Raw genomic sequence first — 22,911 nt, 5'->3', positions numbered from 1 at the left:
CGCCCTCAAGCCGATGCCGCGGCGGGCGCGGCCAGCGCGGACAGCGCGATGGCGCGCGCCGGCGGCATGCCGCCGCGGCACTTGAGCACGCGCAACTGCGCCGGTGCGGCATCGATGGCGATGCGCAGCGCGGCCGGCGACGGATTGGCCGCGGCTTTCAACGGCCGATAGGCGAAGCCCAGCGCGCGCCCGGTCTCGGCCGCCACCTGCAGCCGGCGCAGGGTCTTGTCGCTGGCCAGCGCCGGCCAGCACAGCACCGCCGCGCAACTGCCCGAGCGCAGGCATTGCTCGGCGGCCCAGGCCGCATCCGCGCCGGCGCGCACGATCTGCAGCTGCGGCAGCGCCACACCGGCTTGCTCCCAGGCGCCGGGGTAGGGCAGGTAGGGCGGGTCGACCAGCACGATGCGGCCGCCGCCCTGCGACAGCCGCGCCAGCGTCGGCCACAGCACCTGCAGTTCGCCGATGCCGTCGGCGGCATGCAGCAGTTCGGTCAGCGCCATCTCCGGCCAGCCGCGCGCCGGCAGCACCGCATCCAGCGCGGCATGGCCGGTGGGCTGCGCGCTGGGCGGCAGCGCGGTCGGCTGGCCGCGCCAGACCCGGCGTTCGGCGAGCAGGCGGTCGAGGGCGACGACGGCGGCCATCAGCCTTGCCGGATCAGGCCGCAGTACTGCCCTTCGATCGCGAAGTCCTGCCCCGGCTGGACCACGATCGGCGCATAGGCCGGGTTGCGCGGCAGCAACTGGATGCGTTCGCCGTCGTGCCGGTAGCGCTTGATGGTGAGTTCGCCGTCCAGCCGCGCCACCACGATCTGGCCGTTGCGCGCCTCGGCGCTGCGGCGCACCCCGACCAGGTCGCCGTCGAGGATGCCGTCGTCGATCATCGAATCGCCCTGCACGCGCAGCAGGTAGTCCGGGCGCAGCGCGAACAGCGTGCGGTCCAGCCGCAACTGCTGGTCCAGGCCGATGTCGGCGCCGATCGGCGCACCGGCCGCGACCCGGCCCAGCACCGGCAACTGCATCAGCCCGCCGCGCGGCTGCGCCTGCGCCGGTCGCAGGCTGCGCGCCTGCTGCGGCACATGCTCGAGCAGGCCGGCCTCGACCAGCGCCTGCACGTGCTTGCGCGCGGCGTTGCGCGAGGCGAAGCCGAAGCGCTCGGCGATCTCGGCCAGGGACGGGGGCCGCCCGGCCTGCTCGGCGCAGTCGTGGACGTAGGCGAGGATGGCGGCGCGCTGGGGGGAAAGGGTGCTCATGGTGTACATTTGTACACCGTCGCAGACAATTTGGCGATGCGGCCATTGAATGGGCCGGCTACCAGCGGATAGCCGTCATTGCTTTGCTATGGACGCATCCGCTGCGCTGCGCCAGCCGACGGAATTCGGTCGAGCGCTGGGCAAGCGGCCGGCCGTCTGTGGACGCTACGGATTCCCGGCGTGATCAGGTTCGTGCATCGGCCAGTGCCTTGCGCTTTGCCGTCGCCGATTTCCTGCCGGTTTTTTTCGTCTGGGCAACGACCAGTCCGATCTGTATCTGATACCCCAGGGCCGTGGCGGCACGGCTCAGCGTATCCAGGGTCAGCCCGGTATCCGTTTCGTCCAGCACGCGATCCAGCTGCGAGCGGCTGGTGTTCATGCGCCGGGCCAATGCGGTCTTGGTGAGCTTGGCCGCCTTCATGGCTTCGGCGACTTGCCAGGCGATCACGCGCTTGGCCGCGATGGAAGCAGCTTCTTCGAGGATGCCCTCCTCGGCGAGGAAGTCGTCGAAACTGGATCCGATATGGGCATTTGGACTCACTGCATCACCTCGTCTCTGCGCCGTTTGGCGGTTTCGAGATCGGACTTCGGGGTCTTGTCCGATTTTTTGACGATGCCATGCAACAGCACCATGTCCGATTTCACGATCGTGAAAAAAATCCGCGCAATGCCCTCGGGAATCGTGCTGCGCACTTCCCACAGGCGATGGTCCATCTTGCGCACCAATGGCATGCCGAGGGGCCAGCCCAGTTGCACCGTCTTCATGTCGCTGCCAATGGTTCTTCTGGCCTCGGCCGAGATTTCTTCCCTGAGCCAGCTCCGCACCGGCTCAGCGCCCGATGCAGAACGGTAGAAGCGCACTTCCAGTGTGGTCTCCATGCGCCATGGTGTACTTATTTATGTACATCTGCAAGCTGCTGCATACGTCCGCGCAGGCACTCTGCTCAACCCGGCGCAACGCCATCGGGCATCACCCCGGCATAGCGCGCCCGCGGGCGGATCAGCTTGCCCAGTGCCTGCTGCTCCAGCGCGTGCGCCAGCCAGCCGGACAGCCGGGCGGCGGCGAACAGCACCAGGGCATGGGCGGCGGGCAGGTCGTGGATGAGGCAGATCGCCGCGAGCATGCCGTCGATGTTGGGTGCCTGGCCGCTGCAGTCCTGCGCCGCGGCCAGCACCGTTTCCACGTGCCGCATCTGGGGATGGTGCCCGCAGCGTTCGCGCAGCAGGCGCAGCACCTCGGCCGCGCGCGGGTCGCCGTCCGGGTAGAGGGCGTGGTGGAAGCCGGGCAGGTCGTCGCCGCGCTGCCAGCGTTCGGCGATGAAGGCGGCCGGGTCGGCGGCGTCTTGGGCGTCGCGCAGCAGGGCGTGGGCGCGGGCGGTGGCGCCGCCGTGGCGCGGGCCGGACAGCGCGGCCAGGCCGGCGCTGACGGTGGCGTGCAGCGGTGCGCCGGTGGAGGCGACCACGCGCGCGGCGAAGGCGGAGACGTTGAGTTCGTGGTCGGCGCACAGCACCAGGGTGGCGCGCACCAGTTCGGCGAAGCTGGCATCGCCCGGGCGCCAGCGGTCGGCGATCAGGCGGTGCACCGGGCGGGTGTCCGGTGCGGTGCCGACCAGCAGCGCGGCGTTCTGCCGCAGCAGGGTGGCGGCGATCTCGCGGCGCACGTTCGGCGCAGCGTTCAGCGGCTGGCGCAGTTCCAGCGCCAGCAGCGGGATGCAGGCCATGGCGCGCTCCAGCGGCGGCAGGGAGGTGTCGGCGGCCAGGGGCGCCACGCGCGCCGGCCAGGGCGCGGCAGCGGCGCTGGCGAACGGGTCTTCGTCCTGGCAATCCCACAGTAGCCGCGCGATGTCTTCCAGGCCGGCGCCCTCGCGTACCGCGGCCACTGCCGAGCGCCCGCGGTAGTAGGGGCTGTCGGGCCGGATCAGCGAGATGCGCGTCTCCAGCACCGGCAGGCCGCGGTCCAGGCTCTGCGCGGCGCCGCGTGCGGCACCGCGGCCGACGCGCTTGCGCTGGGCCAGCCGCTCCACCTCCGCGCGCAGGTAGGCGCGGCTGCGGTGGTCGGCGCCGGCGCGGGAACTGAGCAGGCCGCGGCTCACGTAGGCGTAGAGGGTGGCGCTGCTGATGCCGAGCAGGGCGCAGGCCTCGGCGGCGGAGATCAGGTTGCGGTCGGCGGCGGGAGGCATGGGATCCGGCGATAGGTTGATTCATTGAATCAAGATTGATCGGCCTGTCCGATGGTGCCAGATTGGCGACCATCGCGGAACGGCCGTGCGGGCCGCCGCCCTCGCTCAGGAGTTCGCCATGTCGCACGTTTCCGCCGGTGCCCGTTTCCGCGCCGCGCTGGCCGCTGAATCGCCGTTGCAGGTGATCGGCGCGATCAACGCCAACCATGCGCTGCTGGCGCAGCGCGCCGGCTACCGGGCGGTCTACCTGTCCGGCGGCGGCGTCGCCGCCGGGTCGCTGGGCCTGCCGGACCTGGGCATCAACACCCTGGACGACGTGCTGATCGACGTGCGCCGCATCACCGACGTCTGCGATCTGCCGTTGCTGGTGGACATCGACACCGGCTTCGGCCCGAGCGCGTTCAACATCGAGCGCACCATCAAGTCGCTGATCAAGGCCGGCGCGGCCGCCTGCCACATCGAGGACCAGGTCGGCGCCAAGCGCTGCGGCCACCGCCCCGGCAAGGAGATCGTGAGCCAGGCGGAGATGGCCGACCGGGTCAAGGCCGCCGCCGACGCCAAGACCGATGCCGATTTCTTCCTGATCGCGCGCACCGACGCGATCCAGGTGGACGGCGTGGACGCGGCGATCGAGCGCGCCATCGCCTGCGTGGAGGCCGGCGCCGACGGCATCTTCGCCGAGGCCGCCTACGACCTGGACACCTACCGCCGTTTCGTCGAGGCGGTGAAGGTGCCGGTGCTGGCCAACATCACCGAGTTCGGCAAGACCCCGCTGTTCACCCGCGACGAACTGGCCTCGGCCGGGGTGGCGATCCAGCTGTTCCCGCTGTCGGCGTTCCGCGCCGCCAACAAGGCGGCCGAGGCGGTGTACACGGCGATCCGCCGCGATGGCCACCAGCAGAACGTGGTGGACACGATGCAGACCCGCGAGGAGCTGTACGAACGCATCGGCTACCACGCCTTCGAGCAGCGCCTGGACGCATTGTTCGCCGGCAAGGGCGCATGATCCACGCCGGTTCCCCTGCCCGAGCATGTCCATGAACACCCAAGTCGGCACCACGCCGCCCCGCGGCCGCATCGACCGCCGCCAGACCGCGCGGCAGCTGCTGCAGACCGAGCTGGAGAAACTGCCCGACGCCGAACGCGAGGTGGTGGAGCGTTTCATCGCCAAGCGCCATGTGGCGCGCGACATCGTCAAGCAGGCCGATCACGACCGCACGCTCGGCGAGCGCATCGCCGACCGGGTCGCCGAGATCGGCGGCAGCTGGAGCTTCATCATCGGCTTCGGCCTGGTGCTGCTGGCGTGGATCGCGCTCAACAGCCTGGTGCTGGCGCACGCCTTCGATCCGTATCCGTACATCCTGCTCAACCTGTGCCTGTCGTGCCTGGCCGCGATCCAGGCGCCGGTGATCATGATGAGCCAGAACCGCCAGGCCGCGGTGGACCGCCTTCGCGCGCAGAACGACTACGAAGTGAACATCAAATCCGAGCTGGAGATCCTGCAGGTGCACGAGAAGCTCAACCAGCTGCGCGAGCAGGACTGGGCGACGCTGGTCGAACTGCAGAACCGCCAGATCGCCATGCTGCAGCAATTGCTCGAGCGCGCCGGCGGCCCGCCGCCGGTCGCCTCGGCGCACTGACCGCCGTGCATCCACACGGCCGCGACCATCCGGGAGATTCGCAATGAACGACAGCACCGCCCCGCAGACCGCCACGCCCTTCAAGCCGAAGAAATCGGTGGCCCTGTCCGGCACCGCCGCCGGCAACACCGCGCTGTGCACGGTGGGCCGCAGCGGCAACGATCTGCACTACCGCGGCTACGACATCCTGGACCTGGCGCGCAGCAGCCAGTTCGAGGAGATCGCCTACCTGCTGGTGCACGGCAAGCTGCCCAGCAACAGCGAGCTGCGCGGCTACAAGGCCAAGCTGCGCTCGCTGCGCGGGGTGCCGGCCGCGGTCAAGGCGGCGCTGGAACAGCTGCCGCCGTCGGCGCACCCGATGGACGTGATGCGCACCGGCGTGTCGGTGCTGGGCTGCGTGCAGCCGGAGAAGGACGACCACAACCATCCCGGCGCGCGCGACATCGCCGACAAGCTGATGGCCTCGCTGGGCTCGATGCTGCTGTACTGGTACCACTACAGCCACAACGGCAAGCGCATCGAGGTGGAGACCGACGACGATTCGATCGGCGGCCATTTCCTGCACCTGCTGCACGGCGTCAAGCCGCACGAGGAATGGGTGCAGGCGATGCACACCAGCCTGATCCTGTACGCCGAGCACGAGTTCAACGCGTCCACCTTCGCCTGCCGGGTCATCGCCGGCACCGGCAGCGACATGTACAGCGCCATCGCCGGCGGCATCGGCGCGCTGCGCGGGCCCAAGCACGGCGGCGCCAACGAGGTCGCGTTCGAGGTGCAGAAGCGCTACGACACGGCCGACGAGGCGGAAGCGGACATCCGCGCGCGGGTCGAGCGCAAGGAAGTGATCATCGGCTTCGGCCACCCGGTGTACACGGTGTCCGATCCGCGCAACCAGGTGATCAAGGACGTGGCGCGCGAGCTGTCCGACACGCAGGGCAGCCGCAAGATGTACGACATCGCCGAGCGCCTGGAGGCGGTGATGTGGGAGATCAAGAAGATGTTCCCGAACCTGGATTGGTTCAGCGCGGTCAGCTACCACATGATGGGCGTGCCGACCGCGATGTTCACCCCGCTGTTCGTGATCGCGCGCACCGCCGGCTGGAGCGCGCACATCATCGAGCAGCGCATCGACGGCAAGATCATCCGTCCCAGCGCGAACTACACCGGGCCGGAAGATCAGGCGTTCGTGCCGATCGATCGGCGCAGCTGATCGCTCCCCTCTCCCGTCGGGAGAGGGGTCGGGGGTGAGGGTACGGGCGCAGCCTCGTGTTGTTTGGTTGCACCAGGCTTCGCCCGTACCCTCATCCGCCTCATGTGGGATCGCATTTGCACGAGGCTTCGCCCGTACCCTCATCCGCCTCATGTGGGATCGCATTTGCACGAGGCTTCGCCCGTACCCTCATCCGCCCCTTCGGGGCACCTTCTCCCGACGGGAGAAGGGTCAGTCTTCGCTTTATTTCTAGTGTAGCCAGCCATGAACAGCCACTACCGCACCTCCCTGCCGGGCACCTCGCTCGATTACTTCGACGCGCGCGCCGCGGTCGATACGATCCGCCCCGGCGCCTTTGCCGCGCTGCCGTACACCTCGCGCGTGTTCGCCGAGAACCTGGTGCGGCGCTGCGATCCGGCCACGCTGGACGCGTCGCTGACCCAACTGATCGAACGCCGCCGCGATCTGGATTTCCCGTGGTTCCCGGCGCGGGTGGTGTGCCACGACATCCTCGGCCAGACCGCGCTGGTGGATCTGGCCGGGCTGCGCGATGCGATCGCCGAGCGCGGCGGGGATCCGGCGCAGGTCAATCCGGTGGTGCCGACGCAGCTGATCGTCGACCATTCGCTGGCGGTGGAATTCGGCGGCTTCGATCGCGCCGCGTTCGCCAAGAACCGCGCGGTGGAAGACCGCCGCAACGCCGACCGCTTCCACTTCATCGACTGGACCAAGCGCGCGTTCGAGAACGTCGATGTGATCCCGCCGGGCAACGGGATCATGCACCAGATCAATCTGGAGAAGATGTCGCCGGTGGTGCAGGTGCGCGATGGCGTGGCGTTCCCGGACACCTGCGTGGGCACCGACAGCCACACCCCGCACGTGGACGCGCTGGGCGTGCTGGCGATCGGCGTCGGCGGGCTGGAAGCGGAGAGCGTGATGCTCGGGCGCGCGTCGTGGATGCGGCTGCCGGACATCGTCGGCGTGGCGCTGGGCGGCCGGCCGCAGCCGGGCATCACCGCAACCGACGTGGTGCTGGCGCTGACCGAATTTCTGCGCGCGCAAAAAGTGGTCGGCGCCTACCTGGAGTTCCACGGCGAAGGCGCCGCCGCGCTGACCCTGGGCGACCGCGCCACCATCTCCAACATGACCCCGGAGTTCGGCGCCACCGCAGCGATGTTCGCGATCGACCGGCAGACCATCGACTACCTGCGATTGACCGGCCGCGACGACGCGCAGGTCGCGCTGGTGGAAACCTATGCCAAGGCCGCCGGGCTGTGGGCCGACGACCTGGCCGCGGCGCAGTACGAACGCGTGCTGCAGTTCGACCTGTCCAGCGTGACCCGCAACATGGCCGGCCCGTCCAATCCGCACAAGCGCGTGGCCACCAGCGAGCTGGCCGCGCGCGGCATCGCCGACGAGGCCAAGCTGGCATCCGGCAAGGCCGAACAGGCGCAGGGGCTGATGCCCGACGGCGCGGTGATCATCGCTGCGATCACCAGCTGCACCAACACCAGCAATCCGCGCAACGTCATCGCCGCCGGTTTGCTGGCGCGCAACGCCAATGCGCGCGGGTTGGTGCGCAAGCCTTGGGTCAAGACCTCGCTGGCGCCGGGGTCCAAGGCGGTGCAGCTGTATCTGGAAGCATCCGGACTGCTGCCGGAGCTGGAGCAGCTCGGCTTCGGCATCGTCGGCTTCGCCTGCACCACCTGCAACGGCATGAGCGGCGCGCTGGATCCGGCGATCCAGCGCGAGGTGATCGAACGCGACCTGTACGCCACCGCGGTGCTGTCGGGCAATCGCAATTTCGACGGCCGCATCCATCCCTACGCCAAGCAGGCGTTCCTGGCTTCGCCGCCGCTGGTGGTGGCCTACGCCATCGCCGGCACCATCCGCTTCGACATCGAGAAGGACGTGCTCGGCGTGGACAAGGACGGCCAGCCGGTGACGCTGAAGGACCTGTGGCCCAGCGACGCGGAGATCGACGCGATCGTCGCCGCCAGCGTCAAGCCCGAGCAGTTCCGCCAGGTCTACGAGCCGATGTTCGCGCGCAGCGGACTGGCCGCCGCGCACGTGGCCCCGCTGTACGCGTGGCGCCCGCAAAGCACCTACATCCGCCGTCCGCCGTATTGGGAAGGCGCCCTGGCCGGCGAACGCACGCTGCGCGGCATGCGCGCGCTGGCCGTGCTCGGCGACAACATCACCACCGACCACCTGTCGCCGTCCAACGCAATCCTGGCCGACAGCGCCGCCGGCGAATACCTGACCCGGATGGGCGTGCCGGAAGAGGACTTCAACTCCTACGCCACCCACCGTGGCGACCACCTCACCGCGCAGCGCGCCACCTTCGCCAATCCGCAACTGCTCAACGAGATGGCGGTGGTCGATGGCCAGCCGCAGCGCGGTTCGCTGACCCGGCTGGAGCCGGAAGGGCAGGTGGTGCGCATGTGGGAGGCGATCGAGACCTACATGGCGCGCAAGCAGCCGCTGCTGATCGTCGCCGGCGCCGACTACGGGCAGGGCTCCTCGCGCGACTGGGCGGCCAAGGGCGTGCGCCTGGCCGGGGTCGAGGCGATCGTGGCCGAGGGCTTCGAGCGCATCCACCGCACCAATCTGGTCGGCATGGGCGTGCTGCCGCTGGAGTTCCAGCCCGGCACCACGCGCACGACCCTGGGCATCGACGGCAGCGAGGTGTTCGACGTGCTCGGCGCCCGCACGCCGGGGGCCACGCTGACCCTGGCTATCGCCCGCCGCGATGGCACGCGCCTCGACGTGCCGGTGACCTGCCGCCTGGACACCGCCGAGGAACTGGCGATCTACGAAGCCGGCGGCGTGCTGCAGCGTTTCGCGCAGGATTTCCTGGAGGCGTCCGCCGCCTGATCTAGCGGCATTTCGAAAACCGCCCACGGCTTGCGCCTGCGGGCATGGCGATGCAGAATTTGGCAATCTTTGCCATTGGAGTCCGTATGGCGACCATGAACATCTCTTTGCCCGACGAACTCAAGCAGTTCGTCGACCAGCAGGTGGCCGAGCACGCCTACGGCTCCAGCAGCGAGTACCTGCGCGAGTTGATCCGCAGGCAGCGCGACGCGGAAAACCTCCGTGGCCTGCTGCTGGAGGGAGCCAATTCCGGCCCGGCTACGGCGCTGGAGCCGGATTTCTTCGAGACGATGCGTAAGCGCGCCCGGGATCGGGCCGCCGACAAGTGAAGCCAGCGTACTGGCGCCCCTTGGCCCGGCACGATGTCGCCGAGGCTGCGGCGTGGTATGGCAAACAAGGTGGTCCGAAGCTGGAGTTGGCGTTCACCGACGCGCTCGAATCGGCTGCCACGGCGATCGCACGGCATCCGGCGATCGGCTCCAGCCGCCATGCCGCACTGTTGAAGTTGCAGGACATCCGTTTCTGGCCGCTCAAGGGATTTCCTTGCCTGATCTTTTACGTCGAACGCGAAACGCATGTCGATATCTGGCGCGTCTTGCATGCGCAGCGCGATATCCCGGCATGGATGGAGGAAGTGGGATGAATGCCTTTCGAAGCAGTCGTTCGGCGCATGCGCCTAAGCAGCATGCTGCAGCACTTCGCGCAGGATCTCCTGGCAGGTCGAAACCGGCCTGACCCATTCGTCGGTGTCATGAGCGCGTGCCATCCTGCGCGCGCCGTCCACCACTGAGGAAACCACCATGAGCAACGGCAATCCCGGTACCGTCCGCCTGCACCGTGTCCTGCGCGCGCCGGCCGAGCGCATCTATCGCGCCTTCCTGGAGCCGGCGGCGCTGGCCAAATGGCTGCCGCCGCATGGCTTCGTCGCCACCGTGCATGCGCTGGATGCGCGCGTGGGCGGCAGTTTCAGGATCTCCTTCACCAATTTGGGCAGCGGCACCGGCCAGTCCTTCGGCGGCACCTATCTGGAGCTGGTGCCGGGCGCGCTGATCCGCCACACCGACACGTTCGACAACCCGGACCTGCCCGGTGAGATGATGGTGACGGTCAAGCTGCGCACGGTGGCCTGCGGCACCGAGCTGGACATCGTCCAGGACGGCATCCCCGCACAGATCCCGGTGGAGTTCTGCTACCTCGGCTGGCAGGAGTCGCTGGCGCTGCTGGCGCAACTGGTCGAGGCCGAGATCCCCGACACCCCCTGAACCGCTCCCTCCGCACGCGTCGATCGGAAACCCCGCATGTCCCATGTTCCCCAGCTCCGCATTCCCGCCACCTACATGCGCGGCGGCACGTCCAAAGGCGTGTTCTTCCGGGTCGCGGATCTGCCCGCCGCCGCGCAGGCGCCCGGCGCGGCGCGCGACGCGCTGCTGCTGCGGGTGATCGGCAGTCCCGATCCGTATGCCAAGCAGATCGACGGCATGGGCGGGGCGACGTCCAGCACCAGCAAGACGGTGATCGTGGCGCCGAGCACGCGCGCGGACCACGACGTGGACTACCTGTTCGGGCAGGTGGCGATCGATCGCCCGTTCGTGGACTGGAGCGGCAACTGCGGCAACCTGTCGGCGGCGGTGGGGCCGTTCGCGATCGCCGCCGGCCTGGTCGACGCCGCGCGCCTTCCGCGCGACGGCCTGGCCACGGTGCGGATCTGGCAGGCCAACATCGGCAAGACCATCGTCGCGCGGGTGCCGATGGCCGGCGGCGCGGTGCAGGAAAGCGGCGATTTCGAGCTGGACGGGGTGACCTTTCCCGCGGCCGAGATCCAGCTCGACTTCCTGGATCCGGCCGCCGACGAAGAGGGCGCGGACGGCGCGATGTTCCCGACCGGCAACCTGGTCGATACGCTGGACGTGCCGGGGGTCGGCCGCTTCCAGGCGACCCTGATCAACGCCGGCATCCCGACAATCTTTCTCGAGGCGCAGGCGCTGGGCTACCGCGGCACCGAACTGCAGGACGCGATCAACGGCGATGCGCATGCGCTGGCCAGGTTCGAGACCATCCGCGCGCATGGCGCATTGCGCATGGGCCTGATCGCATCGCTGGAACAGGCGGTGACGCGCCAGCACACGCCCAAGGTCGCCTTCGTCGCGCCGCCGGCCGACTACGTCGCCTCCAGCGGCAAGCCGGTTGCCGCCGCCGACATCGACCTGCTGGTGCGCGCGATGTCGATGGGCAAGCTGCACCACGCGATGATGGGCACCGCGGCGGTGGCGATCGGCACCGCCGCGGCGATCCCCGGCACGCTGGTGAACCGCGCGGCCGGTGGCGGCGTACGCCAGGCGGTGCGCTTCGGCCACCCGTCGGGCACCCTGCGGGTCGGCGCCGAGGCGCAGCAGGTGGACGGCCAGTGGACCGTCGCCAAGGCGATCATGAGCCGCAGTGCGCGAGTGCTGATGGAAGGTTGGGTGCGGGTGCCGGGCGACATCGGCTGAGCCGGTGGCCCGGCTGCAGCATGGTGGCGCCGCCAATCCGATCCTGCTCTGTGTAGGAGCGGCTTCAGCCGCGACCGCACCTCGCGTGTAGAGCGGTCGCGGCTGAAGCCGCCCCCGCAGGGGAGCAGGCGTGGCGCAGCGGTGCGATGCCACGCGGCCGAGATAGCGGTGGCGCCGGAGGAATGGAGCCCGGAGCGCGATTTCAAGAGTGGCCCGAGCCGGCGAGCTTCCGAGAGCGGCGCCCAAGAGCGGCACGTGTGGCGGCCCCTCGCGCGATCAGCCTTAACGCGTTCAAGTGACCGGGCCATGCAAAGCATGTGTATTTTGTGTTAATTATGCTGCAGCGCGACATCGGTTGTCGGCGACGCGCACCCGCTCTTGCCCATTCCACTCCGGAGTTCCCATGTCCGCCAGTTGGTCGCTGCGCACCAGCGCACTTGCCGTAGCCGTCGTTTCCGCCCTCTCGTTCTCCGCCGCCGCCCAGCAGGCGGACGCCACGGACGGGATCGCCCGCCTGGATGCGGTCAAGGTCACCGCCGAACGGCGTTCGGAGGATTCCAAGGACGTGCCGATCTCGGCCAGCGTGCTGCGCCCGGAATACCTGGACGCGATCGCCACCAGCGGCTCGGACGTGCGCGTGCTGGCCGGCAAGGCGCCCAGCCTCAATGTCGAATCCTCCAACGGCCGCGTGTTCCCGCGCTTCTACATCCGCGGCTACGGCAATACCGACTTCAATACCTACGCCTCACAGCCGGTGTCGCTGATCTATGACGACGTGGTGGCCGAGAACGCGTTCCTGAAGGGCTTCCCGATCTTCGACCTGGAAGGCCTGGAAGTGCTGCGCGGCCCGCAGGGCACGCTGTTCGGCCGCAACACGCCGGCCGGCGTGGTCAAGTTCAACTCGGTCAAGCCGACCATCGGCGGCAACGACGGCTACGCCAGCCTGTCCTACGGCACCTACGGCACCATGACCATGGAAACCGGGGTGAGCATCGCCATGGGCGACAAGTGGGCCGCGCGCGTGTCGGCGCTGGGCCAGCGCCGCGACGACTGGGTCGACAACACCATCGACGACCGTTCGTTCGAGGGCTATACCGACTCGGCGGTGCGGGTGCAGCTGCTGTTCCAGCCGGGCGAGGATTTCAGTGCGCTGTTCAACGCGCATGCGCGCCACCTCGACGGCACCGCGCGGCTGTTCCGCGCCAACATCTTCCGGCCGGGCAGCAACCAGCTGGTCGCCGGCTTCGACCCGGACAAGGTCTCCATCGACGGCGCCAACACCCAGGAACTGCAGACCTACGGCGGCAGCGCCAACTTGACCTGGGACCTGGGCGACATCGTGCTGCACTCGATCACCGGCTACGAAGGCATCGGCAAGTACTACAGCCGCGGCGACATCGACGGCGGCTACGGCGCGGTGTTCGCGCCGCCGTCCGGCCCCGGCGTGATCGCGTTCCCGGTGGAAACCGCCGGCGGCATCAAGAACCTGGACCAGTACTCGCAGGAGCTGCGCGCCGAGTCGCAGTACGCCGGTCCGCTCAACTGGCAGGCGGGCCTGTACTACTTCCACGATTCGGTGGAAGGCGAGAACTACACCTACGACACCTTCGGCGGCGGCGACCTGGCCAGCTACCAGCTGACCCGCCAGCGCAACACCTCGTGGGCGGCGTTCGGCTCGCTGAACTATGCCGCCACCGATCGCCTGAACCTGCGCGCCGGCATCCGCTACACCTACGACAAGAAGACCTTCGACGTGCTGGCGCTGGACCGCGTCACCCTGCTCGAGCCATCCACCGGCAGCACCGACAACTCCAAGGTTACCGGCGACCTCAGCGCGACCTTCGCCATCAACGACGCCGTCAACGTCTACGCCCGTGCCGCGCGCGGCTTCCGCGGCGCTAGCTTCGGCGTGCCGTCGGCGACCGCGCCGCTGACCGTGGCCGAGCCGGAGACCGTGGACTCCTACGAGATCGGCATCAAGTCCGATCTGTTCGACAAGCGCGCGCGCATCAGCTTCGACATCTACGACTTCCGGGTGAAGAACCAGCAGCTGACCGCGGTCGGCGGCGCCTCCAACGACGTGCGCCTGCTCAATGCCAACACCTCCAAGGCGCGCGGCGCGGAGTTCGACTTCGAAGCGTTGCTGACCCAGAACCTGCGCTTCACCCTCGGCGGCGCCTACAACTGGACCCGCATCGAGGATCCGACCCTGTCGGTCGGCGTATGCCGCACCTGCACCGTGACCGATCCGCTCAACGCCGCCGGCAACGCCATCATCGACGGCAACGTGCTGCCGCAGGCCGCCAAGTGGATGGGCAACGCCACGCTGCGCTACGGCATCCCGGTCGGCGACGACGCCGAGTTCTTCTTCTACACCGACTGGTCCTACCGCAGCGAGATCAACTTCTTCCTGTACGACTCGCGCGAGTTCGTCGGCCAGCCGCTGCTCGAGGGCGGCGCCAAGATCGGCTACAACTGGGGCGCCGGCGCGTACGAGGTGTCGGTGTTCTGCCGCAACTGCACCAACCAGATCCGCGCCACCGGTGCGATCGACTTCAACAACCTCACCGGCTTCATCAACGATCCGCGCATCGTCGGTGCGCAGTTCCGCGCCAATTTCTGATCGGCGCGACGCAACCGGTAGCGCAGAGCGCAAACCGATACTACGTAGTGCAAACCGCCGGCCATGTGCCGGCGGTTTGTTTTGCGTCACTCGGCCTGACTCCCCGACCAGGGCGAAGCCCATCGCGATCTCGTAGCTGACCACCTGCGCGGCGGGGCGCGTCGCACCCAGGAGGCATGTCGCGTCAGCCGCGTCACCACGCACCGGTCAGGGCGGCAGGAAGTGCCGGTCGCCTCACGCCGTGGTCGGGAACATGCCAGCGCCTCGCGGCGCATGCATGCGCCGTAGGCCGGCGTCCCGCAGCCGGTATGCTGATACCGCCCTGGCCGATGCTCCTGCCCATGATCCGTTGCCGACTCCGTTCCGCCATCCTTTCGTTGGCCGTGGCCTTGTTGCCGCTGCCGCTGCCGTTGCTCGCCGCCGCGCCAACGCCGCAACCGGTGGTCGTCTCCACCGACATCGGTGACGACATCGACGATGCGTTCGCGCTGGCGCTGCTGCTGCGCAGCCCGGAACTGGACGTGCTCGGCATCGCCACCGCCTGGGGCGATACGCAACTGCGCACGCAGTTGCTGCAGCGGCTGTTGCGGCAGGCCGGACGCGGCGAGATCCCACTGGCGATCGGCCATGCCACGACCAGCACGATTCCCTTCAGCCAGGCGCGCTGGGCGGCGCAAGGCACGCTGCCGCGCAAGGCGCCGGACGCCGCCGATTTCATCCTGGCGCAAGCGCGGCGCCATCCCGGGCAGGTCACGCTGCTGGTGCTCGGCCCGTTGACCGACGCGGCGCGCGCGCTCGAGCGCGATCCGCAAGGGTTCGCCCAGCTCAGGCAGGTGGTGCTGATGGGCGGCTCGGTGCGCGCGGGTTACGGCAAGTCGCGCTACCGGCCGCCGAGCGCGCCGGCGCCGGAGTACAACATCCTCTCGGACATCACGGCCGCGCAGCGCGTGTTCGCCGCCGGCGTGCCGATCGTGATGCTGCCGCTGGACGCGACCCAGGTGACCCTGGAGGAACCGGAGCGGGTGGCGCTGTTCGCCCATGGCGACCCGCTGACCGACGCGCTGGCGCAGCTGTACTACCAGTGGCGCGACACCGATCAGCCCTGGGCCAGCGCGACCCCGACCCTGTTCGACGTGGTGCCGGTGGCGTGGCTGCTCGAGCCCGGCTTGTGCCCGACCGTGCCGCTGCGCATCGCCGTCGACGATCAGGGCTACACCCGCGAGGTGCCGCCCGGCGCAAGCGGGACGGCTGGCGCTGCGGCCAGCGGCGACTCGGCGGCTGGCAGTCATGCGCCGCCAGCCGCCGCCAATGCACAGGTCTGCCTGGCGCTGGACCGGCCGCGGCTGATCGCGCTGTACATGCAGCGCCTGTTGCGCTGAAGCGTCTCGGCGAGCGCGCCGCACTCCGTTCGTCGCGGCTGAAGCCGCTCCTACAGAGGCTTGCGGGCATCCAACCGGGTGCACTGTAGGAGCGGCTTCAGCCGCGACCTGTCGCTGAAACGGTCGAGGCCCGGCTTTCGCTCGTCGCGACTGAAGTCGCTCCCACAGGGGCTTGCCGTCGTCCAGCCGGGTGCACTGTAGGAGGGGTTCAGCTCCGACCGATCGTCGAAAACGGTCGCGCTCCATGCTTCGTTCGTCGCGGCTGAAGCCGCTCCTACAGGGGCTTGCCGTCGTCCAGCCGGGTGCACTGTAGGAGCGGCTTCAGCCGCGACCTGTCGCTGAAACGGTCGTGGTCCAGGCTTTCGCTCGTCGCGACTGAAGTCGCTCCCACAGGGAGGCTTCCCGGCTTTGCGGGCGGGTACTTTTGTGGGAGGGACTTCAGTCCCGACTGCATCTAGGTTGAGCGAGCCTGTCGCTTCGTTGGGCGTTCCCGACGCTGCTCCCCCGGCGATGCCTGGCGACGCCGTTGCCAACGCGATGCCGGTTAACCAAGGCGAGGCGAGCGGATGGCGCCGACGCCAATGCACCCGATCCCGGCGCGCCGGAACCACCCCCGCCATGGCCACGGCCGCCGCTTTCCACGCCGTCCCCGCACCCCCAACCGGGCGCCGGCCAGCGCCGCGTCCGCAATCTCCACGCCGACCCTCCGGCCGCCACGCCGGCGTTCTATACTCGCGCCACTTTCACGGAGCGAACGCATGCATACGGATTCGAAGCGGCAGTGGAGCCTCCTGCGCGCTGGGCTGTTGAGCACCTTGCTGCTGCTGGGCCTGGCGTTGGCATTGGGCGGCTGCAAGCGCAACGAATCCGGGCAGTTGCCCGACGCCAGCGGCGAGCCGGTCAAGGGCCAGAAGGAAGCGATGAAGGGCTTCGGCCTGGTCCGCGCCTTCCCCGACCAGACCGGCGACGGCCTGTCGCTGGCGCTGGAGTTCTCGCGGCCGCTGGTCGGCACCCAGGACTTCGACAAGCTGCTGCGCTTCGAGGAAAAGGTCGGCACCGACGACAGCGCTTGGTCGCTGTCCGACGACGGCAAGATCCTGCGCTATCCGTACGTGGAGGCGGCCAAGGACTACACCGTGCTGATCTCCGGCGACCTGCTCGCCGCCGACGGCAGCCGCCTGGGCAAGCCGCTCAAGCAGAAGGTCTATACCGGCGAACTGGAGCCGGCGGTCGGCTTCGCCTCGCAGGGCAGCGTGCTGCCGGCGCGCGAGAGCCGCGGCCTGCCGGTGGTCTCGCTCAACGTGCCGGAAGTGGACGTGGAGTTCATGCGGGTCAAGGAAGGCTCGCTGCCGGCGTTCTTCGCCCAGTACCAGCGCGGCGGCCGCCGCGGCAGCTGGGAGATGGACAGCGAGTACGGCGACCACACCCCGATTTCGCAGCTGGCCGAGTCGGTCTACGTCAACCGCTTCGTGCTCGGCGGCGACAAGAACGAGCGCGCGCTGACCTATCTGCCGATCCAGGAAATCAAGGAACTGCAGGAACCCGGTCTGTACTTCGCGGTGATGAAGCGCCCGGGCCGGTTCGAGAACGAATACGACACCGCGTTCTTCACCGTCAGCGACATCGGCCTGCACGCGCGCGCCTACAAGGACAAGCTGTTCGTGCACACCGCCTCGCTGCAGAGCGGCGAGCCGTTGAAGAAGGTGGAACTGCGCATCCTCGACGCCCAGGGCGAGCTGTTCCTGAAGGGCGAGACCGACGCCAACGGCAACGCGCTGCTGAACTACACGCTCGACGCCGGCCAGGTGCTGGTGGCGCGTAGCGGTACCGATCTGTCGATGCTGCCGTTCAACCAGCCGGCGCTGGACCTGAGCGAATTCGCCGTGGCCGGGCGCGAGAACGCCTGGTTCGACGTGTTCGCCTGGTCCGGCCGCGACCTGTACCGCCCCGGCGAGACGGTGCGCGTGTCGGCGCTGCTGCGCGACAACGACGGCAAGCCGGTGGCCACCAGCGGCAAGGGCGCGCAGCCGGTGTTCCTGCGCTTGAAGCAGCCCGACGGCAAGATCTTCCGCGAGACCCGCCTGCAGCCGGGCGAGCAAGGCTATTTCAGCTTCGAACAGCTGATTCCCGCCGATGCGCCGACCGGGCGCTGGCAGGTGGAATTCCGCACCGACCCGGCCAGCAAGGAAGCGGTGCAGGGCATGACCCTGCGCATCGAGGAGTTCCTGCCCGAGCGCATGAAGCTGGACCTGGACAGCGCGCAGAAGACGCTCAAGCCGGGCGAGCCGTTCAAGCTGCAGGCCACCGCCGCCTATCTGTACGGCGCGCCGGCCGACGGCAACCGCTTCACCGCCAAGCTGGCGGTGGCGGTCGAGCAGCATCCGGTGGAAACGCTGCCGGGCTATTTCTTCGGCGACCCGACGCTGCAGTTGCCGCGCGAAGCCAAGGACGTGATCGACACCGAATTCGGCGCCGACGGCAAGATCGCCGAGGACCTGGTGCTACCGGACGAGGCCAAGCCGACCAGCACCATCGCCGCGCTGGTCTCGGCCAGCGTCTACGAGACCGGCGGCCGCACCGTCACCCGCACGCTCAAGCGCGTGCTGTGGCCGGCGCCGGCGCTGGTCGGCGTGCGCCCGCTGTTCGACGACACCGACGGTGCCGACGCCAACGCCAACGCGCGCTTCGAACTGATGCGGGTCGACGCGCAGGGCAAGCCGCAGCCAGCCAAGGGGCTGAAGGTGACCTTGGTGCGCGAGCTGCGCGACTACCACTGGGCGTTCGCCGACAACCGCTGGGACTACGACTTCACCCGCCGCTTCGAGAACAAGCAGACCATCGCCGTCGATGCCGGCAACGGCGCGGCCAAGTTCGACTTCCCGGTGGAGTGGGGCGAGTACCGCGTGGACGTGTTCGATCCGTCCACCGGCCTGACCACGCGCTATCCGTTCCGCGCCGGCTGGAGCTGGAACGACGAGAACCGCGGCCTGGACGCGCGCCCGGACAAGGTCAAGCTGGCGCTGGACAAGACCGGCTACAAGGCCGGCGACACGCTCAAGGTCACCCTGACCCCGCCGCACGCCGGTCCCGGCGTGCTGATGGTCGAAAGCGACAAGATGCTGTACGTGCAGGACATCGACGTGAAGCCGGGCAGCAGCTTCGAGATTCCGGTGACCAAGGACTGGGAGCGCCACGACGTCTACGTCACCGCGCTGGTGTTCCGCGGCGGTTCGGCGCCGAGCAAGATCACCCCGGCGCGTGCGGTCGGCGTGGCCTTCGTGCCGATGGAGCGCAAGACCCGGCGCGTGGCGGTGGGCCTGGTCGCGCCCAAGCAGATGCGTCCGGAGCAGCCGCTGCCGGTGACGGTGAGCGTGCCGGAGCTGGCCGGCAAGCAGGCGCACGTGACCATCTCCGCGGTCGACGTGGGCATCCTCAACATCACCCGCTTCCCGGTGCCCGATGCCAACGCGCAGTTCTTCGCGCAGCGGCGCCTCGGGGTGGACGCGTACGACATCTACGGCCGCGTGATCGAGAGCTTCGAAGGCGGCAGCGGCAAGCTGCGCTTCGGCGGCGACATGGCGCTGGCCGCGTTGCCGCAGGCCAAGCGGCCGACCGCGCGGGTGCAGACCGTGGACCTGTTCTCCGGCTCGGTGAAGCTCGACGCGAAGGGCAACGCACGGGTGCAGCTGCCGGTGCCGGACTTCAACGGCACGCTGCGCGTGTCGGCGCTGGTGTATTCGGACGAGCGCTACGGCAACCGCGACGTGGAGACGCTGGTGCGCGCGCCGATCGTGGCCGAGGCCAGCATGCCGCGGGTGATGGCGCCGGGCGACCGCAGCACGGTCACGCTCGACGTGCAGAACTTCACCGGCCAGGCGGGCGAGTTCAAGGTGCAGGTGGATGGCGAAGGCCCGCTGGCGATCGCCGAGAACGCGCGCAGCGCCAAGCTCGGCAAGGACGGCAAGGCCACCCTCAGCTTCCCGCTGATGGCGCAGGAGGGCTACACCGTGGCCAAGGTGCGGGTGCGGGTGAACGGCAATGGCTTCAGCGTCGACCGCCGCTACGACCTGCCGGTGCGCGCGGCGTGGCCGTCGGTGCTGCGCGCGCAGACCCGCGTGCTGGATCCGCTGGCGCCGGTGACGCTGGGCATGGGCGATGCCGAGGGGCTGATGGCCGGCTCGGTCAACGCGCGCATGCTGGTCAGCGCGTTGCCGCCGATCCCGTTCGCCAGCGCGCTGCAGGGCGCGCTGGAGTACCCGTACGGCTGCGCCGAGCAGACCACCAGCAAGGGCTACGCTGCGCTGCTGCTCGACGACGCCACCGCCAGGCTGCTCGGCGCCAAGGGCCTGGATGCGGCCAAGCGCCGCGAGCGCATGGAAGGCGCGTTCGGGCGGCTGGCCTCGATGCAGATCTCCAGCGGCCACTTCTCGATGTGGGGCGACGACGGCTACGTCAATCCGGGCCTGACCCCGTACATCGCCGAGTTCCTGCTCGACGCCAAGGACGCCGGGTTCGCGGTGCCCGACAACGTGCTGCAGAAGGCGTTGAACCGGCTCAGCGAGGACCTGCTGTCCGGCGGCAACAACTTCTACGGCCAGGACCGCCGCGAGAACCTGAAGTTCGCCAACCAGGCCTGGTCCGGCTACGTGCTGGCGCGGGTCAACCGCGCGCCGCTGGGCACGTTGCGCGCGCTGTACGACAACGATCGCGGCAAGGCGCTGACCGGCCTGTCGCTGGTGCACCTGGGCGTGGCGCTGTCGCTGCAGGGCGACAAGAAGCGCGGCGAGGCGGCGATCGCGGCCGGCTTCGCCAAGGACAGCGCCGACCGTCCGCGCTACTTCGGCGACTACGGCAGCGTGATCCGCGACGACGCGCTGATGATCGCGCTGCTGCACGAGCGCGGCCTGGCCAAGCCCGAGTACGACGCGCGGGCGGTGGCGCTGGGCCGCGAGATCGACGCGCGCCGTCGCGGCGGCTGGCTGTGGCTGAGCACCCAGGAGCAGGTGGCGCTGGCGCGGATGGGCAAGGCGCTGCTGGCCAACCAGAGCAAGCTGGTGTCCGGGCAGCTGACCATCGGCGACGGCAGCGAAGCGATCGGCGCGGCCAAGGCGTTCGGCCGCCAGTTCGGCGAGGCCGAGCTGGCGCGCGGGGTCAGCTTCGTGCCGCAGGGCGAGGCGCCGCTGTACGCCAGCCTGGAAATCGCCGGCGTCCCGCGCACCGCGCCGGAGGTGGACGAGAGCACGCTGAAGGTGGAGCGCGAGTGGTACAGCACCGACGGCAAGCCGTGGACGCCGCGGCCGCTGAAGGAAGGCGAGGCGCTGATCGTGCGCGTCACCGTCACCTCCAACGTGAGCATGCCCGACGCGCTGCTGACCGACCTGCTGCCGGCCGGCCTGGAGATCGAGAACTTCAACCTGGGCGACGCCAAGCAGTGGGCCGACGTGGTGGTGGACGGCATCGAGATCAGCGACCGTTCCGAAGCCGCCGAGGTCAAGCACGAGGAGTTCCGCGACGACCGCTACGTGGCCGCGCTGAGCCTGTCCTCGGGCAGCAAGGCGCAGGTGTTCTACCTGGTGCGCGCGGTGACCCCGGGCACCTACACGGTGCCGCCGCCGCTGGTCGAGGACATGTACCGTCCCGACCTGCGCGGGGTGGGGCGCAGCAGCCCCGGCACGATCAACGTCGTGCAGCCCTGAGCGGGGCGCAGCCGGATGTCCGCATCAGCGGACGCCCGGCTGCACGATGCAGCGGTGACGCGATAGGGCCCTGGTGGCCCTATCGTCGTTTCTGGGGCGGCCCGTCGCTGCCGGCGACCGGTGTCGGCTGCCGCCGGGCGCGGCCGAGCGCGATCGGCGATGACGCCGCCATGGCACACGCTGCGCGACGCTTTGGAGGCCGTTGCGTCTTTCGCTGGTGGCGCGCGTGCGGGCTGCGCCGACGTGCGCTCCGCGGTGCAGGAGGCCATTCGCGCCGAGCCGATCGGTCTGCATGTCGTACATGTTTTGCACGTTTTATCTCGTTATTGCATGTTTATGCATGTTTTGGGTATCATGCGCCGGCACCAGCCAGGAGCCTTCCATGCACGACCCATCCTCACCCGCCGCCGCTTCCGCCAATTCCGCCGCGCTGCAGACCGGGATCGGCGCCACCCGCGCCATGTTCCTGCTGTCGGGCATGGCGATGGCCGCGTGGGCGCCGATGGTGCCGTACGTCAAGGCGCGCTTCGCCCTGGACGACGCGCGCCTGGGCCTGGTGCTGCTGGCGTTCGGCGCCGGCTCGGTGGTGGCGATGCCGCTGGGCGGAGTGCTGAGCCATCGCTTCGGCGCCCGCGCGGTGATCGTGACCAGCGCGCTGGCGCTGTGCCTGGCGCTGCCGGCGGTGGCGCTGGCGTCGAGCGTGCCGCTGCTGGTCGCGGCGCTGCTGTACTTCAGCGCCGCGCTGGGCGCGCTCGACGTGTCGATGAATGCGCACGCGGTGGAAGCGGAAAAGCGCGTCGGCCGCGCGGTGATGTCCGGTTTCCATGGCGTGTTCAGCGTGGGCGGGTTGCTCGGCGCTGCCGGCATGAGCGCGCTGCTCGGCAGCGGTGCGCCGCTGCTGGCCTGCACGCTGCTGGTCTCGGCGCTGCTGCTGGGGCTGTTGCTGTGGCAGCGCGGCGGGCTGCTGCGGCAGGCGTCGCCGTCGGCCGAGGCGGTGCCGCTGCGGCTGCCGCGCGGCCCGGTACTGGTGCTGGGCGCGCTGTGCTTCATCTGCCTGCTGGCGGAAGGCGCGATGCTCGACTGGAGCGCGGTGCTGCTGCGCGAGCACCACGGCATGACGCCGAGCGCGGCAGGCATGGGCTACGCCGCGTTCTCGGTGGCGATGGCGCTGGGCCGGCTGACCGGCGACCGCATCGTGGCGCGGCTGGGGCCGTCGCTCACCGTCGGCATCGGCGCCGCGCTGGCCGCCGCCGGCCTGCTGTTGGCCAGTGTCGGCAGCTCCGCCAGCAGCGGCCTGCTCGGCTGCGTGCTGGTCGGCCTGGGCGCATCCAACCTGGTGCCGGTGATGTTCGGCGCCGCCGGGCGCATGCCGGGCACCTCGCCGGCGGTGGCGCTGGCGACATTGACCACGCTCGGCTATACCGGCCTGCTCGCCGGGCCGGCGCTGATCGGTTTCCTCGCCCACGCCAGCAGCCTGCCGGTGGCGCTGTGGGCGGTGGCGGCGCTGCTGCTGCTGGTGGCCGCCGGCGCGCGCCTGGTCCGTCGTTGAATCCCTGTCCCTGGAGCCC

At 69.6% G+C, this 22,911-nt stretch carries 17 protein-coding genes; 12 read left to right on the top strand and 5 right to left on the bottom strand.

Annotated elements, in window-relative coordinates; all coding sequences use genetic code 11:
* Positions 1–5 precede the first annotated feature (5 nt).
* From imuA to VDQ83_RS11725, 5 genes are all read right to left on the bottom strand, one after another.
* Positions 6–641 (bottom strand): translesion DNA synthesis-associated protein ImuA, encoded by a 636-nt coding sequence (gene imuA, locus VDQ83_RS11745; protein WP_455435064.1) that lies wholly within the window; start codon positions 639–641, stop codon positions 6–8.
* The gene (gene lexA, locus VDQ83_RS11740) at positions 641–1,249 is read right to left on the bottom strand and encodes a transcriptional repressor LexA (protein WP_455435063.1); all 609 of its coding nucleotides are present in this window, start codon (positions 1,247–1,249) and stop codon (positions 641–643) included. The genes imuA and lexA overlap by 1 nt, the downstream gene beginning before the upstream one ends.
* A 184-nt stretch (positions 1,250–1,433) precedes the next feature.
* Entirely contained in the window at positions 1,434–1,790 is a 357-nt protein-coding gene (locus VDQ83_RS11735) for a helix-turn-helix domain-containing protein (RefSeq protein ID WP_455435062.1), read from the bottom strand.
* Complete coding sequence (locus tag VDQ83_RS11730; protein ID WP_455435061.1) at positions 1,787–2,128, bottom strand: type II toxin-antitoxin system RelE/ParE family toxin; 342 nt, start codon at positions 2,126–2,128, stop codon at positions 1,787–1,789. Before VDQ83_RS11730 ends, VDQ83_RS11735 begins: the two co-directional genes overlap by 4 nt.
* A 65-nt stretch (positions 2,129–2,193) precedes the next feature.
* Complete coding sequence (locus VDQ83_RS11725) at positions 2,194–3,429, bottom strand: citrate/2-methylcitrate synthase (RefSeq protein WP_455435060.1); 1,236 nt, start codon at positions 3,427–3,429, stop codon at positions 2,194–2,196.
* 118 nt (positions 3,430–3,547) lie between these two features.
* Between VDQ83_RS11725 and prpB the strand changes: the two genes are divergently transcribed.
* From prpB to VDQ83_RS11665, 12 genes are all read left to right on the top strand, one after another.
* Positions 3,548–4,435: a methylisocitrate lyase gene (gene prpB / locus VDQ83_RS11720; protein WP_455435059.1), complete on the top strand. Its 888-nt coding sequence runs from the start codon at positions 3,548–3,550 to the stop codon at positions 4,433–4,435.
* 31 nt (positions 4,436–4,466) lie between these two features.
* Positions 4,467–5,069 (top strand): DUF1003 domain-containing protein, encoded by a 603-nt coding sequence (locus tag VDQ83_RS11715; protein WP_263397519.1) that lies wholly within the window; start codon positions 4,467–4,469, stop codon positions 5,067–5,069.
* Between the two features lie 43 nt (positions 5,070–5,112).
* Positions 5,113–6,279, top strand: coding sequence for a bifunctional 2-methylcitrate synthase/citrate synthase (prpC, locus tag VDQ83_RS11710; RefSeq protein ID WP_455435058.1), 1,167 nt, complete (start codon positions 5,113–5,115; stop codon positions 6,277–6,279).
* 264 nt (positions 6,280–6,543) lie between these two features.
* Positions 6,544–9,156, top strand: coding sequence for a Fe/S-dependent 2-methylisocitrate dehydratase AcnD (gene acnD, locus VDQ83_RS11705; protein WP_455435057.1), 2,613 nt, complete (start codon positions 6,544–6,546; stop codon positions 9,154–9,156).
* Positions 9,157–9,242: 86 nt separating this feature from the next.
* Positions 9,243–9,485: a type II toxin-antitoxin system ParD family antitoxin gene (locus VDQ83_RS11700; protein WP_455435056.1), complete on the top strand. Its 243-nt coding sequence runs from the start codon at positions 9,243–9,245 to the stop codon at positions 9,483–9,485.
* Complete coding sequence (locus tag VDQ83_RS11695) at positions 9,482–9,799, top strand: type II toxin-antitoxin system RelE/ParE family toxin (protein WP_455435055.1); 318 nt, start codon at positions 9,482–9,484, stop codon at positions 9,797–9,799. Before VDQ83_RS11700 ends, VDQ83_RS11695 begins: the two co-directional genes overlap by 4 nt.
* Before the next feature lie 157 nt (positions 9,800–9,956).
* The gene (locus VDQ83_RS11690; RefSeq protein WP_455435054.1) at positions 9,957–10,418 is read left to right on the top strand and encodes an SRPBCC family protein; all 462 of its coding nucleotides are present in this window, start codon (positions 9,957–9,959) and stop codon (positions 10,416–10,418) included.
* A gap of 36 nt (positions 10,419–10,454) precedes the next feature.
* Positions 10,455–11,645, top strand: a complete 1,191-nt coding sequence (gene prpF / locus VDQ83_RS11685; protein WP_455435053.1) for a 2-methylaconitate cis-trans isomerase PrpF — start codon at positions 10,455–10,457, stop codon at positions 11,643–11,645.
* Between the two features lie 403 nt (positions 11,646–12,048).
* The gene (locus tag VDQ83_RS11680; RefSeq protein ID WP_455435052.1) at positions 12,049–14,268 is read left to right on the top strand and encodes a TonB-dependent receptor; all 2,220 of its coding nucleotides are present in this window, start codon (positions 12,049–12,051) and stop codon (positions 14,266–14,268) included.
* 377 nt (positions 14,269–14,645) lie between these two features.
* Positions 14,646–15,647: a nucleoside hydrolase gene (locus tag VDQ83_RS11675; protein ID WP_455435051.1), complete on the top strand. Its 1,002-nt coding sequence runs from the start codon at positions 14,646–14,648 to the stop codon at positions 15,645–15,647.
* A 758-nt stretch (positions 15,648–16,405) separates the two neighbouring features.
* Positions 16,406–21,343 (top strand): alpha-2-macroglobulin family protein, encoded by a 4,938-nt coding sequence (locus tag VDQ83_RS11670; RefSeq protein ID WP_455435050.1) that lies wholly within the window; start codon positions 16,406–16,408, stop codon positions 21,341–21,343.
* A 382-nt stretch (positions 21,344–21,725) separates the two neighbouring features.
* The gene (locus VDQ83_RS11665; protein ID WP_455435049.1) at positions 21,726–22,892 is read left to right on the top strand and encodes an MFS transporter; all 1,167 of its coding nucleotides are present in this window, start codon (positions 21,726–21,728) and stop codon (positions 22,890–22,892) included.
* Positions 22,893–22,911 lie beyond the last annotated feature (19 nt).

This window comes from Xanthomonas sp. WHRI 7945 (assembly GCF_035026585.1).
The sequence above is the reverse complement of the archived record's forward strand: the minus strand, read 5'-3'. Positions and strand labels throughout refer to the sequence as shown.

What these genes read in the sequence shown, in the direction of transcription:
- imuA (WP_455435064.1), bottom strand. Translation starts at nt 641, where the DNA reads ATGGCCGCCGTCGTCGCCCTCGACCGCCTGCTCGCCGAACGCCGGGTC.
- lexA (WP_455435063.1), bottom strand. Translation starts at nt 1,249, where the DNA reads ATGAGCACCCTTTCCCCCCAGCGCGCCGCCATCCTCGCCTACGTCCAC.
- VDQ83_RS11730 (WP_455435061.1), bottom strand. Translation starts at nt 2,128, where the DNA reads ATGGAGACCACACTGGAAGTGCGCTTCTACCGTTCTGCATCGGGCGCT.
- VDQ83_RS11725 (WP_455435060.1), bottom strand. Translation starts at nt 3,429, where the DNA reads ATGCCTCCCGCCGCCGACCGCAACCTGATCTCCGCCGCCGAGGCCTGC.
- prpB (WP_455435059.1), top strand. Translation starts at nt 3,548, where the DNA reads ATGTCGCACGTTTCCGCCGGTGCCCGTTTCCGCGCCGCGCTGGCCGCT.
- VDQ83_RS11715 (WP_263397519.1), top strand. Translation starts at nt 4,467, where the DNA reads ATGAACACCCAAGTCGGCACCACGCCGCCCCGCGGCCGCATCGACCGC.
- prpC (WP_455435058.1), top strand. Translation starts at nt 5,113, where the DNA reads ATGAACGACAGCACCGCCCCGCAGACCGCCACGCCCTTCAAGCCGAAG.
- acnD (WP_455435057.1), top strand. Translation starts at nt 6,544, where the DNA reads ATGAACAGCCACTACCGCACCTCCCTGCCGGGCACCTCGCTCGATTAC.
- VDQ83_RS11700 (WP_455435056.1), top strand. Translation starts at nt 9,243, where the DNA reads ATGGCGACCATGAACATCTCTTTGCCCGACGAACTCAAGCAGTTCGTC.
- VDQ83_RS11690 (WP_455435054.1), top strand. Translation starts at nt 9,957, where the DNA reads ATGAGCAACGGCAATCCCGGTACCGTCCGCCTGCACCGTGTCCTGCGC.
- prpF (WP_455435053.1), top strand. Translation starts at nt 10,455, where the DNA reads ATGTCCCATGTTCCCCAGCTCCGCATTCCCGCCACCTACATGCGCGGC.
- VDQ83_RS11680 (WP_455435052.1), top strand. Translation starts at nt 12,049, where the DNA reads ATGTCCGCCAGTTGGTCGCTGCGCACCAGCGCACTTGCCGTAGCCGTC.
- VDQ83_RS11670 (WP_455435050.1), top strand. Translation starts at nt 16,406, where the DNA reads ATGCATACGGATTCGAAGCGGCAGTGGAGCCTCCTGCGCGCTGGGCTG.
- VDQ83_RS11665 (WP_455435049.1), top strand. Translation starts at nt 21,726, where the DNA reads ATGCACGACCCATCCTCACCCGCCGCCGCTTCCGCCAATTCCGCCGCG.